This is a genomic window from Actinoplanes auranticolor, from assembly GCF_018332655.1.
Lineage (GTDB): Bacteria > Actinomycetota > Actinomycetes > Mycobacteriales > Micromonosporaceae > Actinoplanes > Actinoplanes auranticolor.
Window position 1 is genome coordinate 47,860 of record NZ_BOQL01000005.1, and the last position, 16,535, is coordinate 64,394.

18 protein-coding genes and 1 pseudogene are annotated in these 16,535 nt (G+C 72.4%); 2 read left to right on the forward strand and 17 right to left on the reverse strand.

Annotation, left to right across the window (positions count from 1 at the left end; genetic code table 11):
- Nucleotides 1-56: 56 nt before the first annotated feature.
- The 14 genes and pseudogenes from Aau02nite_RS02470 to eno form a co-directional block, all read right to left on the reverse strand.
- The gene (locus Aau02nite_RS02470; protein WP_212986646.1) at nt 57-620 is read right to left on the reverse strand and encodes a hypothetical protein; all 564 of its coding nucleotides are present in this window, start codon (nt 618-620) and stop codon (nt 57-59) included.
- A 1-nt stretch (nt 621) separates the two neighbouring features.
- Complete coding sequence (locus Aau02nite_RS02475) at nt 622-1,965, reverse strand: DUF58 domain-containing protein (protein WP_212986742.1); 1,344 nt, start codon at nt 1,963-1,965, stop codon at nt 622-624.
- A 20-nt stretch (nt 1,966-1,985) separates the two neighbouring features.
- Nucleotides 1,986-2,996 carry an AAA family ATPase gene (locus Aau02nite_RS02480; RefSeq protein WP_212986647.1) on the reverse strand — a complete coding sequence of 337 codons (1,011 nt, stop codon included), beginning with the start codon at nt 2,994-2,996 and terminating at the stop codon, nt 1,986-1,988.
- 13 nt (nt 2,997-3,009) lie between these two features.
- Nucleotides 3,010-3,615 (reverse strand): hypothetical protein, encoded by a 606-nt coding sequence (locus Aau02nite_RS02485; RefSeq protein ID WP_212986648.1) that lies wholly within the window; start codon nt 3,613-3,615, stop codon nt 3,010-3,012.
- Nucleotides 3,612-4,310, reverse strand: a complete 699-nt coding sequence (locus Aau02nite_RS02490) for a DUF4129 domain-containing protein (protein ID WP_212986649.1) — start codon at nt 4,308-4,310, stop codon at nt 3,612-3,614. The genes Aau02nite_RS02485 and Aau02nite_RS02490 overlap by 4 nt, the downstream gene beginning before the upstream one ends.
- A gap of 52 nt (nt 4,311-4,362) precedes the next feature.
- Nucleotides 4,363-5,100: a uracil-DNA glycosylase gene (locus Aau02nite_RS02495; RefSeq protein ID WP_212986650.1), complete on the reverse strand. Its 738-nt coding sequence runs from the start codon at nt 5,098-5,100 to the stop codon at nt 4,363-4,365.
- A 69-nt stretch (nt 5,101-5,169) separates the two neighbouring features.
- Entirely contained in the window at nt 5,170-5,787 is a 618-nt protein-coding gene (locus Aau02nite_RS02500) for an LppU/SCO3897 family protein (protein ID WP_212986651.1), read from the reverse strand.
- A gap of 94 nt (nt 5,788-5,881) precedes the next feature.
- Nucleotides 5,882-6,922: an HAAS signaling domain-containing protein gene (locus tag Aau02nite_RS02505; protein ID WP_212986652.1), complete on the reverse strand. Its 1,041-nt coding sequence runs from the start codon at nt 6,920-6,922 to the stop codon at nt 5,882-5,884.
- Nucleotides 6,919-7,248: a PadR family transcriptional regulator gene (locus Aau02nite_RS02510; protein WP_212986653.1), complete on the reverse strand. Its 330-nt coding sequence runs from the start codon at nt 7,246-7,248 to the stop codon at nt 6,919-6,921. The genes Aau02nite_RS02505 and Aau02nite_RS02510 overlap by 4 nt, the downstream gene beginning before the upstream one ends.
- A gap of 244 nt (nt 7,249-7,492) precedes the next feature.
- Nucleotides 7,493-8,392 (reverse strand): annotated as a pseudogene (locus tag Aau02nite_RS02515) (Ppx/GppA phosphatase family protein); the annotation flags it as partial.
- A gap of 9 nt (nt 8,393-8,401) precedes the next feature.
- The gene (locus Aau02nite_RS02520; protein WP_212986655.1) at nt 8,402-8,905 is read right to left on the reverse strand and encodes an amino-acid N-acetyltransferase; all 504 of its coding nucleotides are present in this window, start codon (nt 8,903-8,905) and stop codon (nt 8,402-8,404) included.
- A 10-nt stretch (nt 8,906-8,915) separates the two neighbouring features.
- On the reverse strand, nt 8,916-9,416 hold the full coding sequence (locus Aau02nite_RS02525; RefSeq protein ID WP_212986656.1) for a DUF501 domain-containing protein: 501 nt from the start codon (nt 9,414-9,416) through the stop codon (nt 8,916-8,918).
- Complete coding sequence (locus Aau02nite_RS02530) at nt 9,417-10,040, reverse strand: FtsB family cell division protein (RefSeq protein ID WP_212986657.1); 624 nt, start codon at nt 10,038-10,040, stop codon at nt 9,417-9,419.
- 111 nt (nt 10,041-10,151) lie between these two features.
- A complete protein-coding gene (gene eno, locus Aau02nite_RS02535; RefSeq protein WP_212986658.1) occupies nt 10,152-11,435 on the reverse strand; it encodes a phosphopyruvate hydratase in 1,284 nt (427 codons plus the stop codon).
- A 169-nt stretch (nt 11,436-11,604) separates the two neighbouring features.
- On the opposite strand from eno, the gene Aau02nite_RS02540 reads away from it, so the two are divergent.
- Entirely contained in the window at nt 11,605-12,222 is a 618-nt protein-coding gene (locus Aau02nite_RS02540) for a hypothetical protein (protein WP_212986659.1), read from the forward strand.
- A 45-nt stretch (nt 12,223-12,267) separates the two neighbouring features.
- A complete protein-coding gene (locus Aau02nite_RS02545; protein ID WP_246594841.1) occupies nt 12,268-12,957 on the forward strand; it encodes a hypothetical protein in 690 nt (229 codons plus the stop codon).
- Nucleotides 12,958-13,062: 105 nt separating this feature from the next.
- On the opposite strand, the gene Aau02nite_RS02550 is transcribed toward Aau02nite_RS02545, so the two are convergent.
- The 3 genes from Aau02nite_RS02550 to Aau02nite_RS02560 form a co-directional block, all read right to left on the reverse strand.
- On the reverse strand, nt 13,063-14,679 hold the full coding sequence (locus tag Aau02nite_RS02550; RefSeq protein WP_212986660.1) for a DUF885 domain-containing protein: 1,617 nt from the start codon (nt 14,677-14,679) through the stop codon (nt 13,063-13,065).
- Nucleotides 14,680-14,790: 111 nt separating this feature from the next.
- Nucleotides 14,791-15,741 (reverse strand): nucleoside triphosphate pyrophosphohydrolase, encoded by a 951-nt coding sequence (locus Aau02nite_RS02555; protein ID WP_212986661.1) that lies wholly within the window; start codon nt 15,739-15,741, stop codon nt 14,791-14,793.
- Nucleotides 15,741-16,511 (reverse strand): hypothetical protein, encoded by a 771-nt coding sequence (locus tag Aau02nite_RS02560; RefSeq protein WP_212986662.1) that lies wholly within the window; start codon nt 16,509-16,511, stop codon nt 15,741-15,743. The genes Aau02nite_RS02555 and Aau02nite_RS02560 overlap by 1 nt, the downstream gene beginning before the upstream one ends.
- Between the last annotated feature and the right edge of the window lie 24 nt (nt 16,512-16,535).

Below are 16,535 nucleotides of genomic sequence, written 5' to 3' on the forward strand. Positions count from 1 at the left end.
GCCGTAACGCACACGTTTCGGTTCCATTTCGCTGGAAACTCAGTGTGTGCTCACCGCTACGGGCGGCGTAGCAGCCGGCCCAGCAGCATGGTGATGCCGACCGCCGCAGCCAGTCCGACCAGCGTCGCGATCACGAACGCGCCCCCGGCCAGCTCGGCGGTCAGGCCCAGGGTGATCACGGTGAGCACGGCCGAGATCAGCACGACCAGCAGAGCCCGGGCCAGCCAGCCGCCGACCACGTCCACGTTGACGATCGCGTCGTACGGCAGCATAGCCGCCAGCGCGGCCAGCGTGTGCCCGAGATACAACAGCGCCGCGATGCTCAGCACCCGCCACAGCGCGACCCGGGCGTCGAACCAGGTGGTGTCGAGGATCCAGCCGCCCACCACCACCAGCACGGCCGCGGTGACGCCACGTCCGCGCGGGGCGATCGCCGGATACACGCCGGCCAGGCCGAGCAGGACGACGTAGCGGCTCGCGGTCAGCGCCGTGGGCCAGGCCACCATCAGCGCGAGCACGAAGGCCAGCGCGATGCCGCCGCGGACCAGCAGCGGCAGCACCGTCGCCCGGGCCACCGTCGTCCGGGTGCGTTCGATCCGCCGGGTGATGCCGTCGAGCATGTCAGCGCCCCCGCGGTGCGGACGCGAGCCGGGACACGTCGCGCAGCACCAGGTCCAGGCTGCCGGCCCCGGCCCAGGTCACCACCGGCACGCCGTGCTCACGCAGCCGGCCGAGGACGTTCTCGCGCTCCATCCGCCACAGCTTGGTGGCGATCGGTGTCCACGGACTGCGGTTGGGCGGCGTGACCCCGGCGGGCAACGTGTCGACCGCGACGGTGAAGCGGCCGGACTGGCTGAGGCCGGCCAGCATGTCGGCCGAGCGGGGGTCGACCAGCGGGGTCAGCACCATGACCAGCGCGTCCGACGAGACGTGGTGGGCGCCGAACACGTGCTCGTGCGGGCCCTGGTCACCGGTGTCGGCCCGGACGTCCAGCAGCCACTCGAGAACGGTCAGGTACTGCCGGCGTCCGGTGGCCGCGCGCAGCCGGCGGGCCGAGGAGCCGTACTCCATGAGCGAGACCCGGTCGCCGCGCTGCAGGTAGTGCTCGGCGATGGCGGCGGCCGCGCGGACCGTCGTGTCGAGCACCGACGCCCGGCCCTTGACGCCGCCGGACGCGCCGGCCTCGCCGAGGACGTCGAGCAGCAGCAGCACCTCGGCGTCCCGGTCGGACAGGGTGGAGGCCACGTGCAGGTCGCGGGTGCGCAGGGAGACGCGCCAGTCGATGCGGCGCAACCGGTCACCGGGGGCGAACGGCCGTACCCCGGCCAGCTCGCCGCCCTCGCCCGGGCGCCGCGACCGGTGGTTGCCGACCAGGCCGGCCGCCGCGGGCATCGCCTCGGTGGCCGCGAACGGCTCGGTCTCCGGGTAGACCCGCACCTGCCGGGCCGGCGTGACGACCGGGCGGCAGGCCAGCAGCCCACCGCAGGCGGCGACGCGGGCCGCGGCCGGGCCGACGTCGTGCCGGCCCCAGCGGGTGGCCTGGCCGGGCAGCTCGACAGCGGTCCAGCCGTCGGTCGCGACGGTGATCGCGAACGGCCGGTCGGCGTCGCGCAGCTCCAGCCACGGCGAGGTCCGGGTCCGCACGACCACCAGGTCGTAGGAGATGACGTCGGGGTTGGCCACGGTGAGCCCGGCGCCGACGCTGCCGCCCTCGACGATGTGCTCCTCCGCCGCGTCCACGGTCAGCTCGGGCGCGGAACGCGGCATCCGGCGCAGCCCGATCGCCGCGCCGATGGCGAACGGCGCCGCCAGCAGGACCAGGTCGACGCGGCCCAGTGCCACGCCGAGGACCAGCAGCAGACCGGTGAGCAGGACCGTGCGGCCCAGTGCCCGGGTGGGCACCCAGGCGGGCGCCGCCCACCCCTCGTCGGCCGCCGGCGCCTGAAGCGGTACGGCGGTCCGCAACGACGGCGGCTCCAAGGCTGTCACTGGCCGGTGTACCCGCCCGCGTACGTCGGCAGGGCACCGCTGGCCGGCGCCGGCACCGCCTGCAGCACCTCCTGGACCACGAACGCCGGGTCGACCCGGCGCAGCCACATCTCCGGCCGCAGGGTGATCCGGTGGGCCAGGGCGGGCACCGCCACGTCCTTGACGTCCTCCGGCACCACGAAGTCGCGGCCGGCCATGACCGCCCGCGCCCGGGCCAGCAGCAGCAGCGCCAGCGACCCGCGCGGCGACGAGCCGACCAGCACGGAGGCGTGCTCGCGGGTGGCCGAGGTGAGCGCGACGATGTAACGGCCGATCGAGTCCTCGACCACGACCTGCTCCAGCGCGGCCTGCATGGCCATCAGCCGGCGCGCGTCGACCACCGGCGTCAGCTGCGACTCCTCCTGGCGGCGGGACATGCGGCGGCGCAGCACCTCCCACTCCTCGTCCTCGGTGGGGTAGCCGAACGAGACGCGCAGCATGAACCGGTCGAGCTGGGCCTCGGGCAGCGGGTACGTGCCCTCGTACTCGATCGGGTTGGCCGTGGCCAGCACGTGGAACGGCGGGTCCAGCCGGTAGGTGACGCCCTCGACCGAGACCTGCTTCTCCTGCATGGCCTCCAGCAGGGCGGCCTGGGTCTTCGGCGGCGTCCGGTTGATCTCGTCGGCCAGCAGCATGTTGGTGAAGACCGGCCCGGCCCGGAACGCGAAGTCGCCCTTGCGCTGGTCGTAGAGGAAAGAGCCGGTGACGTCCGCGGGCAGTAGGTCGGGGGTGAACTGCAGGCGGCGGAAGTCCAGCCCGAGCGACTGGGCGAAGCAGCGGGCGGTCAGCGTCTTGCCCAGCCCGGGCAGGTCCTCCAGCAGCACGTGACCGCCGGCCAGAATGCCGGCCAGCACCAGCTCGAGGGACTCGCGCTTGCCGACCACCACGCTGCCGACCGAGTCCAGGACAGCGCCGGCCAGCCTGCCGACCTCGTACGGCGGCAGGGCCTCCACGCTCGCGTCCGTCACCGAACCACCCTTCTCAGATCTTCTCTAGTGCCTCGACGTACGTGGACAGGTCGCGGGGCTTCGGCGAGCGCCGGCCCGGCTCGTCCAGGAACTCCCACAACGGCTCGCCGAGCAGCTCCCGGGCCCGCCGCGGGTCCGATGCGCGGGTGAACCCGTGCTTGAGCCGCAGGCGTTCGTCGGCGAGCTCGGCGAACACGGGCAGGACGTTACGCGAGAACCTCTCGAAGTCCTGCTGCGACCACTCCAGCCGTTGCTCCCAGCGCCGTACCGCCGCCCGCAGGGTATCGGTGCCGGCCCATCGGTAGTCACCCTCGTCCTCGCCGCGCCGGGCCGCCGGCCGGGGCAACGGTGGCGGCGCCACTTCGGACACGGCCAGCATCAGCAGCCGCAGCGCGACGAACGCGGCCACGATCAGCAGGACGGAGACGTTGATGCCGCGGGACCGCAGCGCCGCGACCGTGACGACGGTGGCCACCGCGACGAGCAGCACGTTGCGCACCGCCCAGCCGATCCGGGACCGTGGTTTCTCGGCGTCGTCCTCCGGCGCGTCCGGGAGCATGACCTCGGCCGGCCGGCTGCCGAAGAGGTCCTCGAGCCCGCCGTCCTGCTCGCGGCTCATGAGCCGACCCCGGCGCCGAGGTCGACCCGCAGCCGCTCGAGGGCGGTGCGGGCCTGCTGGCGCATCTGGTCGTCGACGGTGTGGGTCGCGTACCGGGCCTGGCGGTAGACCGCGGCGAACGGGGTCAGCACGCCGGCGTCGAGGCGCTGCTCGGCGAGCAGGCGGGCGACCAGGTCGGTCGGGCTGTCACCGGCGTGCCGGGGGGTGCCGGCCGCGGCGGCGGCCTGCTCCAGGCGGACCCAGCAGGCGATCACCGCCCGGCGCGGGTCCCGGTCGGTGTCGGAGAGCTCCTGCAGACCGGCGTCCAGGGCGGCGACCAGGTCCTCGGCCGTGCGCACCTCCGGCCGGCGCGGGTCCCGCCGGCCCTTGCGGCTGCCGCGGCGGCTCAGCGTCTGGCGCAGCAACGCCCAGACGACCAGGCCGATCACGACGGCGCTGACGACGCCGAGGACCACCAGGGCCACGGTGCCGGTCCAGTCGGGCAGGTCACCGCCGGCCTTCGACGGCTCCTGCGACGGCTCGACGCGTGCTTCGAGCGAGGGCGGGAGCAGCGGCGCGGCCTCGATGCTGGGCTCGGCGTCGGGCTCGAACCGGTCCAGCTGCGGGGCCGAACGGGTGGCCGCCAGCGAGGCGAGAAAGAGCAGCGCGACGACGGCGGCCAGCGGCCACCAGCGACGCAGTGCGGCGAGATCCAACACTCCCGGCCTTAGGTCGTCCGTGCACGGCGGAAAATCGGCAGAGCCCGCATCATGCCAGGCCCGCCAGGTCTTTGGCACGGCCGAGGACGTCGTCGAGCATCGCCGGGGTGAGCCGGCCGGTGAACGTGTTCTGCTGCGAAACGTGGTAACAGCCCAGCAACTCCGGCACGCCGGGCTGGCTGACCTGGGCACCGTGGCCGAAGGCGGGGCGCGGGACGGGCGGCCGGACGCCATAGACGGCGGTCATCGCGGGCCACCACGCCGCCCAGGCGAAGGCGCCGAGCGCGATCACGACGCGCAGGGTGGGCCGGATCAGGCTCAGCTCACGGTGCAGCCAGGGCGCGCAGGTGTCCCGCTCGACCGGCAGCGGCTTGTTGTCCGGCGGGGCGCAGCGGACGGCGGCGAAGATCCGGGTGTGCCGGACCGCCAGGCCGTCGTCGGCGGCGACGCTGGTCGGCTGATTGGCCAGGCCGGCGCGGTGCAGGGCGGCGAAGAGGACGTCGCCGGAGCGGTCACCGGTGAAGATGCGGCCGGTGCGGTTGCCACCGTGGGCGGCCGGGGCGAGACCGAGGACGGCGATGCTCGCGTCACCGGGCCCGAAACCCGGGATCGGGCGGGCCCAGTAGGTCTGGTCGCGGAACGAGGCCCGCTTGACCCGGGCGGCCTCCTCGCGCCAGGCGACCAGGCGGGGGCAGGCGAAACAATCGGCGACGCCGGCGTCGAGGACCGGCAGGCCGGGCGCGGCGGCCGCGTGCTGGGCGACGTCTTCAGGGGTACGGCTGGGCACGGCTCCAGCACAGCACTGCGACCGACGGCGGGAGCAGCCGGGGTGGGTGCTCCCGCCGTACCGGGGTGATCAGGCCTTCGGGCGCAGGCAGAGCAGGTAGCCCTTGCCGGCGGTGCTGCCGTAGACGAAGTACTCCTCGTTCTCCTTGAAGAACTTCTCGCAGGACTTGCTGCTGGTGTTGCTCTCGCCGTCGACCCGGCCGACCACGGTGAACGCGGCGTCGGCCGCGCCGCAGTCGACGACCTTGGCGTCGGCCTCGGTCTCCTCGTCGACCTTCACGTCCTCGGAGCTGGCGACGCAGTCACCGACGGCGGCGTCCTTGGCCTTGTCGCCGAAGAAGGCGTCGCGGACCACGAAGATGATGACGAAGACGACGACGGCGCCGAGGACCCGCAGCAGGATCCGGCCCGCCGCGCTCTTCTTCTTGGGCTCCGGCGGGAAGGCCGCCGGGCCGCCGAAGCCCTGCTGCGCGGGGTCACCGTACGGCTGACCGGGCTGGCCCGGCTGGCCCGGCTGGCCGGGGTAGGGCTGGCCGGGCTGACCGGCGGGCGGGGCACCGTAGGGCTGACCCTGAGCGGGCGGCGCGCCGTAGGGCTGGCCCGGCGCCGGGGCACTGCCGAAGCCCTGGTTGGCCGGCGGCGGGAAGCCGTCACCGGCAGAAGGCGGCGGCGTGACCGGGTTGCTCACGATGATTCCTCTCGGGCTCCAGCCGAGGGGGTCGGCCGGTCGGAGCACAAGGTAGCGACCCGGGTAGCGCCGCCGCGACCCCGTTACCAGCCCTTTACCTCGTCGACGGCGAGACGCTCGGCGAAGTGGCCGAAGGGCTGGGCGAGGCACTGGCCGAAGGGCTGACCGACGGGCTGACCCCGGACCTGTCGGTCAGCGGCGGCACCGGTCCGGGCCCGTTCGTTCCCGGTGCACCGGACCGCTCCCCCGCCTCGGTGCCGGCCGAAGCGCCCGGGACCCGGAACGGATCCCGCTCGGCGCAGTACGGATACGTGAGCGTCTCGACCTCGGTGTAGTTGCCCGACTCGTCGTAGCAGTAGGAGTTGCCCAGCCGCAGCGGCGAGCCGTTCTGGTCGAAGATGCGTGCGTTGTTCACCAGCCGGCCCTGTTCGTCGTACACGAAGAGGTCCTCGACGTTGCCGTAGGGGTTGCTGTTGTCGTAGTTGACGTCCGCGTAGGGGGCGCCGCGGCTGCTGCTGTCGGCGCTGAGGAAGCCGCCGAGCGCGACCAGCACCAGCACCACCGAGCCCGCGTAGAGCGCCATCTGCGGCCAGTGGGCAAGTCGCACCGAGCGGCGGCCGAGCCAGATCGAGCCGAGGACCCCGGCCGCGAGCAGCAGCAGGGCGACGGCCTCGCTGCCGCCGATGCGGGGCAGCAGACCGATCGGCTGGCCGCTGTCGTCGAGCATCCAGGCGAGCACCATGGCGGCCAGATAGCCGCGCAGCACCCACCACGCCGGGCGCAGCTGCACCAGGAACTCGCTGGCCCGTTCGGCCCCGAAGAGCGGGCCGAGCCGCACGTCGGCGACGCGCAGCCGGGCCAGGGCCACGTCGCGCATCTCCTTGAACTGGTCGGTGCGCCCGGGCGGGTCGGGGAAGCCGCCGACGAAGCCGGCGCTCATGCGCAGATCCGCGGCGTACGCCTCCGGGCTGCCCAGGCGGTCGGTCAGCGAACCCTCACCGTCGGCCGCCACCTCGGCGAGATGCTCGGGCAGGTCCTCGAGCAGCTCGTCGCGCAGCGACTCGGGCAGGTCACCGAGGGCCGCCCGGACCGCGAACACGTAGAGATTGATCTCGTCCTGAGCTGTGGTGATCACGCCGTCTCCCGCTCGCGAAGCAGATCGTCCATCGTGGATGCGAAACCGTGCCAGACCTTGCCGGAACGCTGCAACTCGGCCCGGCCGGCGGGGTTGAGCGCGTAGTACTTGCGGTGCGGACCTTCGTCGCTGGGCACGACGTAGGTGGTGAGCAGGCCGGCGTTGAAGAGCCGGCGCAGGGTGCCGTAGACGGAGGCGTCGCCGACCTCGGTCAGCCCGGCCGTCCGCAGACGGCGCAGGATGTCGTAGCCATAGCCGTCCTCGTCGCGCAACGCGGCGAGACAGGCGAGATCCAGCACGCCCTTGAGGAGCTGGGTGGTATCCACGCGATGCACACTACTTCGCGATGCGAAGTAGTGTCAAAGGCAAGATACCGGCGCTGAAGGATCGACCGTTGTTGCCGCCCTGCCGCACCACGATCGCACCGCCGGTCAAGCCCGGCGGGCGGGCTCAGTCGCGATGGGCCGCGGCGCGCAGGGTGGAGAAGAACTTCTTGAGGGCGGGCTGGTCGGCGTGCCGGGCCGCCGGGTGGGCAGCCGGCTTCGCGTCCTCCTCGGCCGCCGGATCCACCAGGGAGAACGCGATGCCGTCGAGGATGTCGTGCTCGCTGGCGACCACCGAGGTCTTCCCGGCGCGTTCCATGATGATGCGCAGGATCAGCGCGCCGGCACCGATCACGTCGGCACGGCCCGGGTGCATCACCGGCAGGTCCCGGCGGTCGGCCACCGTCGAGCCGAGCAGGTCCTGCGTCACCTTCGCCACGTCGTCGTACGGGACCCGGGTGTGATGGATCCGCTCCGCCTCGTACCGGGGCAGGTGCAGGGCGAGGGCCGTCACCGTGGTGACCGAACCGGCCAGCCCGACCAGCGTCGCCGTGCCGTGGCCGGACACCGTCCGCAGGGCGGTGTCGACGGCCTTGGTGATGTCCTGCTCCGCCGCCGCGACCTCCGCCGGGGTCGGCGGGTCGCTGCGCAGGTGCCGCTCGGTCATCCGGACGCAGCCGATGTCCATCGAGATCGCGTGCCGGACCTCGTCGTCGCCCACCACGAACTCGGTCGAGCCGCCGCCGATGTCGACCACCAGGTACGGCTGCTCGGCCGTCAGCCCGGTGACCGCCCCGGCAAACGACAGCCGGGCCTCCTCGTCACCCGAGATGACCTCCGGGTCGACGCCGAGCGTGGCGCGGACCATGGCGGTGAAGTCGGCGGCGTTGGCCGCGTCCCGCGACGCCGAGGTGGCGCACATGCGGACCCGGCTCACACCCAGCTCGGCGATCTCGGTCGCGTACCCGAGCAGGGCCTTGCGGGTGCGCTCGATCGCCTCCGGAGCCAGCCGGCCGGTGCGGTCGACGCCCTCACCCAGCCGGACGATCTCCATCCGGCGGGCGACATCCGTGAGCTCGCCGCCCGCGATGTCGGCGATGAGCAGACGGATGGAGTTGGTCCCGCAGTCGATGGCCGCGACTCTCACGCTGTTCTCCTAGAGATGGAGGAGCATCCTCGTGTTACCGAGGGTATTCGGCTTCACCCGTTCCAGGTCGAGGAACTCGGCGACACCTTCGTCGTAGGAGCGCAGCAGCTGCTCGTAGACGCCGTGCGGCACGGGGGCGCCGTCGATCTCGGCGAAGCCGAACGAGCCGAAGAACCGGGTCTCGAAGGTCAGGCAGAAGACCCGGGCCACCCCCAGCTGCCGGGCGACGTCGAGCAGCTCCGCGACCAGCCGGTGGCCGATCTTGAGACCTCGGTAGGCGGGGTCCACCGCGACCGTGCGAATCTCGGCCAGGTCCTCCCACATCACGTGCAGCGCGCCGCAGCCCACGACCCGGTCGCCGGCCGTGTCCACGGCGACCCAGAACTCCTGGACCGACTCGTAGAGCGTGACGGTGGCCTTGCTCAGCAGCCGGCGGTCCGACGTGTACGTGTCCACGAGGTCCCGGATGGCCCGGACGTCGGACGTGCGCGCGCGGCGGATCTCGACCTGCATGCGGCAGAGTTTATTCAGCCGGAGGCGGCACGCACGGACTGCCTGTCCACCACGGCTCGACCGCCGCGCGGACCTCGTCACCGAACGGGTTCACGCCGGGGCCCGCCGCCAGGGCGTGCCCGAGGTGCACGTGCAGGCACTTGACCCGGTCCGGCATACCGCCCGCGGAGACGTTCTCGATCTCCTCCACGTGCTCGACCGCCTCGCGGCGCCGCAGGTAGTCCTCGTGCGCCCGCTGGTACTGCTGGGCGAGCGCCGGGTCGGTGGCCAGCCGGTCCTGCATCTCCCGCATGACCCCGGCGGACTCCAGCCGACTGCACGCGGCCGTGGCCCGCGGGCAGGTCAGATAGAACATCGTGGGGAACGGGGTGCCGTCGTCGAGGCGCGGGGAGGTCTCCACCACGTCCGGGTTGCCGCAGGGGCACCGGTGCGCGACGGCCCGGGTGCCGCGGGGGCGGCGGCCGAGCTGCTGAGCGACTGCCTGGAGATCGGTCTCGGAGGGTGTCGTCATCTACTTCCGGGTTTCTGAGTTGGCAGCGGCGACGCTGCCCCAGAGCGTGTCGTACCAGCGGCGCTGGGTCTCCGCCGCCGCGCTCTTGCCGGCGTCACGGGCGGCGCCGGCCGGATCGTTCAGCACCAGCAGCGGCACCTCGCCGGGGCGCACGTAGAAGAGGCGGTCGCGGGCCTGGGTGCGGACGTACTCCTCGTCCTTCCACTTCTCCACCTCCTCGGCCAGTCCCTTGATCCGGGCCTGCTGCAGGGCCTGGTCGGCCTGCATCTGGGCGATCTGGGACTCCTGCGCGAGATAGACGCGGACCGGGTAGGTGTAGGCCAGCGCGAGGGCGACCAGCACGACGATCAGCACGGTGGCGCGGCCGGTGAAGGCCTTGGGGCGGGTGGCGACGGTGCGCTTGGTCGCCCCGGTCGCGGCCGCGCGGCGCGCGGCGGCCGGACGGCTGCCGGAGCGGATGCCGCTGGTGGTGCGGGGCGCGGGCGTGCGGCGGGGCTCGATCCGGGTGGCGGCGGTGTCGCGGTTGCGGGCCGGGCGGGCCGCCGTACGGCTGCCCGGGCGTCCCGCATGACCGGTGGGACGACGGGCCGGGCCCTGACCACTCGGTGTGCGGCGCTGCGTCATCCCCTGCCCCTCCCCCGGAGCTCGCCCAAGACCATGGAGTTGCGGCACCTGCCACTGGACACTATGCCCAGGCGACGCGGAGCCACAACTCCATGATCTGTCGACGCAGCGTTACGCGGTGCGGTAACGCGGGAACGCGCCCGCACCGGCGTACCGGGCGGCGCTGCCGAGCTCTTCCTCGATGCGCAGCAGCTGGTTGTACTTGGCGACGCGGTCCGAGCGGGCCGGCGCGCCGGTCTTGATCTGACCGCTACCCACAGCGACGGCCAGGTCCGAGATCGTGGTGTCCTCGGTCTCACCGGAGCGGTGGCTCATCATCGTCTTGAAGCCGGCCCGGTGCGCCATGTCCACGGCGTCCAGGGTCTCGGTCAGCGAGCCGATCTGGTTGACCTTGACGAGGACCGCGTTGGCGGCGCCCTCGGCGATGCCCCGGCCGATACGGGTCGGGTTGGTGACGAACAGGTCGTCGCCGACGATCTGCACCTTGCCGCCGATCTGCGAGGTGAGCGCGGTCCAGCCGGCCCAGTCCTCCTCGTCCAGCGGGTCCTCGATGGAGACGATCGGGTACGTCTCGGCGAGCTTGGCGTAGTAGTTGATCATCTCGTCGGTCGACTTCGGCGAGCCCTCGAAGACGTACGCGCCGTCCTTGTGGAACTCGGTCGCCGCCACGTCCATGGCCAGCACGATGTCGGTGCCCAGGCTGAAGCCGGCGGCCTGCACGGCCTCGGCGATCAGGTCCAGCGCGGCCGCGTTGGTCGGCAGGCTCGGCGCGAAGCCGCCCTCGTCGCCCAGCCCGGTCGACAGGCCCTTCTTCTTCAGCACCGACTTGAGCGCGTGGTAGACCTCCGCGCCGGTGCGCAGCGCCTCGCGGAACGACGGCGCGCCGATCGGGGCGATCATGAATTCCTGCACGTCGACGTTCGAGTCGGCGTGCGCGCCACCGTTGAGGATGTTCATCATCGGTACGGGCAGCACGTGCGCGTTCGGCCCGCCGACGTAGCGGAACAGCGGCAGCTCGGCGGAGAGCGCGGCGGCCTTGGCGACGGCGAGCGACACGCCGAGGATGGCGTTGGCGCCCAGCTCGGACTTGTCGGCGGTGCCGTCGATGTCGAGCATCTTCTCGTCGATCAGGCGCTGCTCGCTGGCCTCGTAGCCGAGCAGCTCGTCGGCGATCTTGTCCTCGACGTTGCTGACCGCCTTCTCGACGCCCTTGCCGAGGTAGCGGCCCTTGTCACCGTCCCGGAGCTCGATCGCCTCGAAGGCGCCCGTGGAGGCGCCGGACGGCACCGCGGCGCGTCCGACCGTGCCGTCGTCCAGGCCCACCTCGACCTCGACGGTGGGGTTGCCCCGCGAGTCGAGAATCTCCCGGGCGACGATCGCTTCAATGGTGGCCATCTGTCGTGTCGCTCCTCATGCTCGTATGGATAGATTCCAGACCGCGACCCTGCGGCCCACCACGGGCTAGAGCGTATCGACCCGGGGTGTCGCCCGTGGCGGCGGCCGGTGAACTCGCGGCGCCACATGCCTCAGGCAGGGCCGGAAAATGCCGATCTCGGGTATCGCCATGACTACTACCGTGCTCCTTCCCGATGCCGGCTCGTACGTCGAGATGACCGCCTCCGACGAGCAGGCCTCCCGTGTCCGTGTGGTTCACGCGGAGGGCAAAGGTCTGACACTGTCAGCCCCGCTGGTCGCCGTCCCCGTCGTGGGCGCGGACGTCACCCTGCGCTGGTCGGCGGCCCCCCGCGGCCGGTATGCACTGACGTGCGCGGTCCTGGAGGTGGCCGAGAACCGCCTGCAGGTGGAGGCCCGCGGCGAACCGCTGGTCGAACAGCAGCGCCACTTCGTCCGCGGCGGCGGTGGCGAACAGGTGATCATGCACCGGGTGGGCTTCCCGGACACGAACGGCTGGATCCGCGACATCAGCGAACACAGCATGCGCGCCCACTTCGAGGGCACCAACGTGCGCGACGGCGAGGACCTGCAGCTGCGCATAGCACTGGGCAGCGAGACCATCGACGTGGCCGCGACGGCGTCGAAGGTCGAGGCGCTGGCCCAGCAGGTGCCCCCGGGACCGATGTCGGTGGAGCTGGTGGCCATCTTCAACGCGACCGAGGCGCAGGCCCGGGTGATCCGCAGGTACGTGATGCGCCAGCAACTGCTGAGCCGCACCCGGGCCTGAGAACCGGTTTGCGCGCAGTTGCACGCATCGGCAAAGGTGGGTCACGTGCCTGTTCTCCGCCGACGCCTCGCCACGGCCGTACTCATGCTGTGCGCCGCGACGGCGGGCTGCTCGGACCTGGACGAGCCGGGCCAGGGTCTGACCCGCAACGACCTGGTGGCCGACCTGGCGGCGCAGATGACGTCGGCGGCGGACCTGACGTACGAGGCGAACTACCAGCTGTCGGGCGGCGAGAAGGCCACGGTCGCGCAGACCCGGAAACCGGCCAGGACGGCGTACGTGTACCCCGGCGGCAAGGTGACGGTGACGGCGGACGCGACCACGGAGTGCCGTACGGCGAAAACGACGACCTGCACCCTGACGGCGCCGGCGACACCGGCGAGCCCGGCCCCGGCAACAGTCTTCGCCGGCGCGGGCCAGAGCGGCCTGATCCACCCGGCGACGGTGCTGGCCCTGCTGAACGCGGCGGTGCTGGACAACGACGTGCAGGTGGAGCAGCACGACACGACGATCGCGGGCCGGCACGCGACATGCGTGCAACTGGCGGGGGTCGACGACGCGGCGGCCCGTGATTTCACCACCTGCATCACCAATGAGGGGGTGCTGGGCAGCTTCGACGGCATCCTGGGCCGGACCCGGGTGGAGGTGGCGATGACGCACTACTCGGAAGAGGTCGAGGAAGCGATGTTCGAGCTGCCGAAGTCCGCCAAGCTGGTGGATCGCCGGGGGCGGTAGCTCTCGGGTTCGGAGTATCGGCTGCTCGGCACACCAGCTGTGGCGCCCAGCGCGACCCAGCGCGGTGCAGCTCAGGACCGGCGCGGCGCGGCTGCGGGGAGAGCCTCAGACCCCCAGCAGCGTGCGTAGATGCCGCGGCGGCGGCGACCCGTGCGCCAGCATCGCGTCGTGCCAGGCCTTCGGTGTCGCGCCGAACGGGCGGGCTGCGGCGATCGCCGACATCTCCGTGTAGCCCACGAAGTAGGTGGAGAGCTGGGTCGAGGTCAGCAGGGCACGCTTCCACTTGCCTGCTGCTTCGCCTTCCTCCTGGAAGCCTCGGCCCGTCATCATTGCCATCGCTTCGGTTTCGGTCAGGTCCTCGCAGTGGACCAGTTGGTCGAGGATCGCGTTCAGGCTCATGCGGAGCTGCATCTTGAGCTGTTGCAGGCGGATCGGCAGGCCGCCGAAGCCGAGGCCGGCCATCAGTTCCTCCGCGTACACCGCCCAGCCCTCGACGAACGGGCCGGAGAAGCCCAGCGCCCGGACCCTCGTGTCGGCTCGGAAGCGGCGGGAGTGGGCCAGCTGCAGGAAGTGGCCGGGCATCGCCTCGTGGACCGTCAGGTTGCGCAGCATGTGGTCGTTGTACTCGCGGTAGAACGACTCCACGCGCTCCTGCGGCCAGTCGGACGGGGCCGGGGCGATGCAGTAGAACGTCGGGACGTCCGCGGTCTCCAGCGGGCCCGGCGGGTCGCAGTAGGCCACCGCCACGCCGCGGGCGAATTCCGGCATCTCCTCGATCACGCACGGGTCGTCGATCAGGGTCATCAGGGCGTGCTCGCGGACGAACTCGGTCGCCTCGGCCATCGTCACCTTGGCCAGGTCGACGATCGTGCTGTCGTCGGGGTGCTGCGCGGCCAGGGTGTCCAGGGCGCGGCGGACCGTCTCGTCGGTGGCTGGGCCGCCGGCCAGCTCGGCCGCGGCCGCGCGGAGCTGCTCGCCGACCTCGGCCAGGTTGCGTTCCGCCCGGGACAGGACCTCCGACGCCGGCAGCTCGGTGTCGAGCGTGTGCCAGAGCCGGGCCTCCCACAGCGGGCGGCCGAGGCGGGGGTCGCGGCCGGGCTCGCCGCTCTCCAGCCTCGCCTTGAGCCAGCCGTCGAACTCGGCCAGGGCGGCCAGGGCCGTGGCCGCGGCCGGCTCGACCGCGGGGCGCAGGCTCGGCGCCTCGGCGAGCAGGCCCGGCACCTGGTCGCGGATCAGGGTCGCCGCGCCGGCGAACTGGCCGACCGCGACCTCGGTGTGCAGCCGGGGCACGTCGCGCAGGACCGCGCGGGCGGTGGCGAGGGCGTCCGGGATGGCCGCCAGCCGGCCGCCGAGGCTGCTGAGGCGCTCCTCCGCGGGGGCGAACGAGCGGGACAGCAGGGTGTGCAGCAGCGGGCCGGGATTGTGGACGAGCGGATTCCACTCGTGCTCGCGGACGTCGCTGAGCTCGAACATGCCGCGCTCGACGATGGCCGACAGGATCGCGTGGTCGACCTTGTCCTGGTCGTCGAAGTCGTCCGGGTCGGTGCCGGACAGGGCGTCGGCGGCATCGCGCAGCATGGTCACCCGGTCGGTGACCGCACCGGGGGACAGATCGGGCAGCCTATCGTCGAAGCGGTGATCGCCGGCGTAGGACGCCAGCGCGGGGTCGGTCTCCAGGATGGCGTCGACGATGCTCTCCGCGAGCGGCACGAACTCCGGCATGGACCGAAATCTACCCGCCGGGTACGACATTCTCGCCCCGCCGAGATCGGCACGGACAGGACCAACGCCGCCAGGACCGACCCTGCAGGGATCGATGGGGCAGGCGGAGCGTCAGCCCTCGGCTGCGCGGATCTCGGCCGCCAGGTCCAGGGCCGCCTGCCGCAGCGCGGCCTCCGCGTCGAGCCCCTGCGACCGCGCATCCGCGACCAGCCGCAGCAACGTCGCGCCCAGGCCCGAACCGGCGGGCAGCGACACGCCCACCCCCGCCCGCTCGGCCCGCTGGAGGATCTTCGCCGCCAGGGACAGGGCCGGCTGGCTCAGCGCGATTCCTTCCAGGACCGAGTCGCGGGCCTTCTCCGCCTTCTTGATGCGTTCCCAGTTGTCGATGATGTCCTCGACGCCGCCGACCTGCTCGCCCGCGAAGACGTGCGGGTTGCGGCGGACCATCTTCTCCACCAGGCCGCCGGCCACGTCGTCGACGTTCCAGCGTTCGTCCTCCGGGAGGTTCTCCGCGAGCCGGGCGTGCAGGACGACCTGCAGCAGCACGTCACCGAGTTCCTCGCGCAGCGCGCCGAGGTCGGAGGCCACGATCGCGTCGTACGCCTCGTAGCTCTCCTCCAGCAGGTACGGCGCCAGGCTCTGGTGGGTCTGCTGCAGCTTCCACGGGTCCCCGCCGGGCGAGGCGAGCCGGTCCATCACCGCCACCGCGTCCAGCAGCCGGGCTCCCGGCGGGTCCCACGAGCCGTAGCAGAGCTCCAGTTCGGCCAGGGACGGCTCGCGGGCCAGGCGCAGGCCGAGACGCCGGGCGAAGTCCTCGTCGCCGGCCGCTCCGGCCAGCCAGATCACCGTCTCGTGGGTGGCCAGCGCCGCGACCAGGGTTTCCGGGTCGGGCTCGATCACCGTGACCGGCACGCCGGAGGAGCGCAGCGCGTCCACCTGGTCGCCCTCGCCGGCCGTGTAGACCGGGTGGGCGCGCAGCAGGTCCCACGCCTCGGCGGTGAGCAGGCCGGCCGGCAGCCGCGGGGACGTGACCAGCAGGACTATCCGTCCGGCTGGGGCCATCAGGAGACGTCGGTGACGAACGGGGCCTCGGAGGCGCCGGCGCCGCCGAGCGACAGCTCGACCAGGGCCACGTCCGCGTTGCCCGCCTGCGCCGACAGCAGCACGAGCTGCTGGTTGCCGTAGCGGGGGTTCAGCTTGACGTCGTCTTCCGCCACGATCTTGGCGAGCTCGTTGCGCAGGCCGATACTCTGCTGCAGGGCCTGCTTGTTCTCGGCCGAGAGCTGGGTCTTGAACTGGTCGAACGGCGTCGCGCCGCCCTCGCTGCCGGACAGCAGCTTGTCGTAGACCGGCCGCAGGTCGGCGTCGGTCAGCGGCGCCGGGGCCACCTTGGGCAGCAGCGCCGCCCGCAGCTGGAACGTACGCGTGTAGAGCTTCGTGTACTCCCACGTCGGGGAATAGTTCGAGCCCTGCGCGACCTGCTCGACCGTGGGCTCGGCACCGGCCTGCACGCCGTGCGCGCTCGCCGCCTGCTCCAGCAGCTGGATGGTGAGCAGAGCGTTCAGCACGTCCTTCTGCTTGAACGGGACCTGCACCGGCGGGACGGGCTGGGCCGAGGCGCCGGTGCTGCCCTGCTGCTGCTGGACCTGCTCGCGGGCCTTGGTCAGCTCGTCGCGGGCCTCGTCGTAGACACCCTCGATGCGGGCCTCGGTGATCGTCCGGCCGTCACCCAGATACGCGGCCACGTCGGGCTCCGCGCGGCAGGCGGACAGGGCGCTCACCGCCAGGGCGGCGACGACGGCGGTGGATGCGAGTCGGCGGGCACGCTGCATGGTTAGCACTCTCTCACGGCTGAT

Coding starts and splice junctions, on each gene's coding strand:
- Aau02nite_RS02540 (WP_212986659.1), top strand. CDS start 11,605: ATGACTACTACCGTGCTCCTTCCCGATGCCGGCTCGTACGTCGAGATG.
- Aau02nite_RS02520 (WP_212986655.1), bottom strand. CDS start 8,905: ATGCAGGTCGAGATCCGCCGCGCGCGCACGTCCGACGTCCGGGCCATC.
- Aau02nite_RS02530 (WP_212986657.1), bottom strand. CDS start 10,040: ATGACGCAGCGCCGCACACCGAGTGGTCAGGGCCCGGCCCGTCGTCCC.
- Aau02nite_RS02470 (WP_212986646.1), bottom strand. CDS start 620: ATGCTCGACGGCATCACCCGGCGGATCGAACGCACCCGGACGACGGTG.
- Aau02nite_RS02485 (WP_212986648.1), bottom strand. CDS start 3,615: ATGAGCCGCGAGCAGGACGGCGGGCTCGAGGACCTCTTCGGCAGCCGG.
- Aau02nite_RS02525 (WP_212986656.1), bottom strand. CDS start 9,416: ATGACGACACCCTCCGAGACCGATCTCCAGGCAGTCGCTCAGCAGCTC.
- eno (WP_212986658.1), bottom strand. CDS start 11,435: ATGGCCACCATTGAAGCGATCGTCGCCCGGGAGATTCTCGACTCGCGG.
- Aau02nite_RS02560 (WP_212986662.1), bottom strand. CDS start 16,511: ATGCAGCGTGCCCGCCGACTCGCATCCACCGCCGTCGTCGCCGCCCTG.
- Aau02nite_RS02555 (WP_212986661.1), bottom strand. CDS start 15,741: ATGGCCCCAGCCGGACGGATAGTCCTGCTGGTCACGTCCCCGCGGCTG.
- Aau02nite_RS02550 (WP_212986660.1), bottom strand. CDS start 14,679: ATGCCGGAGTTCGTGCCGCTCGCGGAGAGCATCGTCGACGCCATCCTG.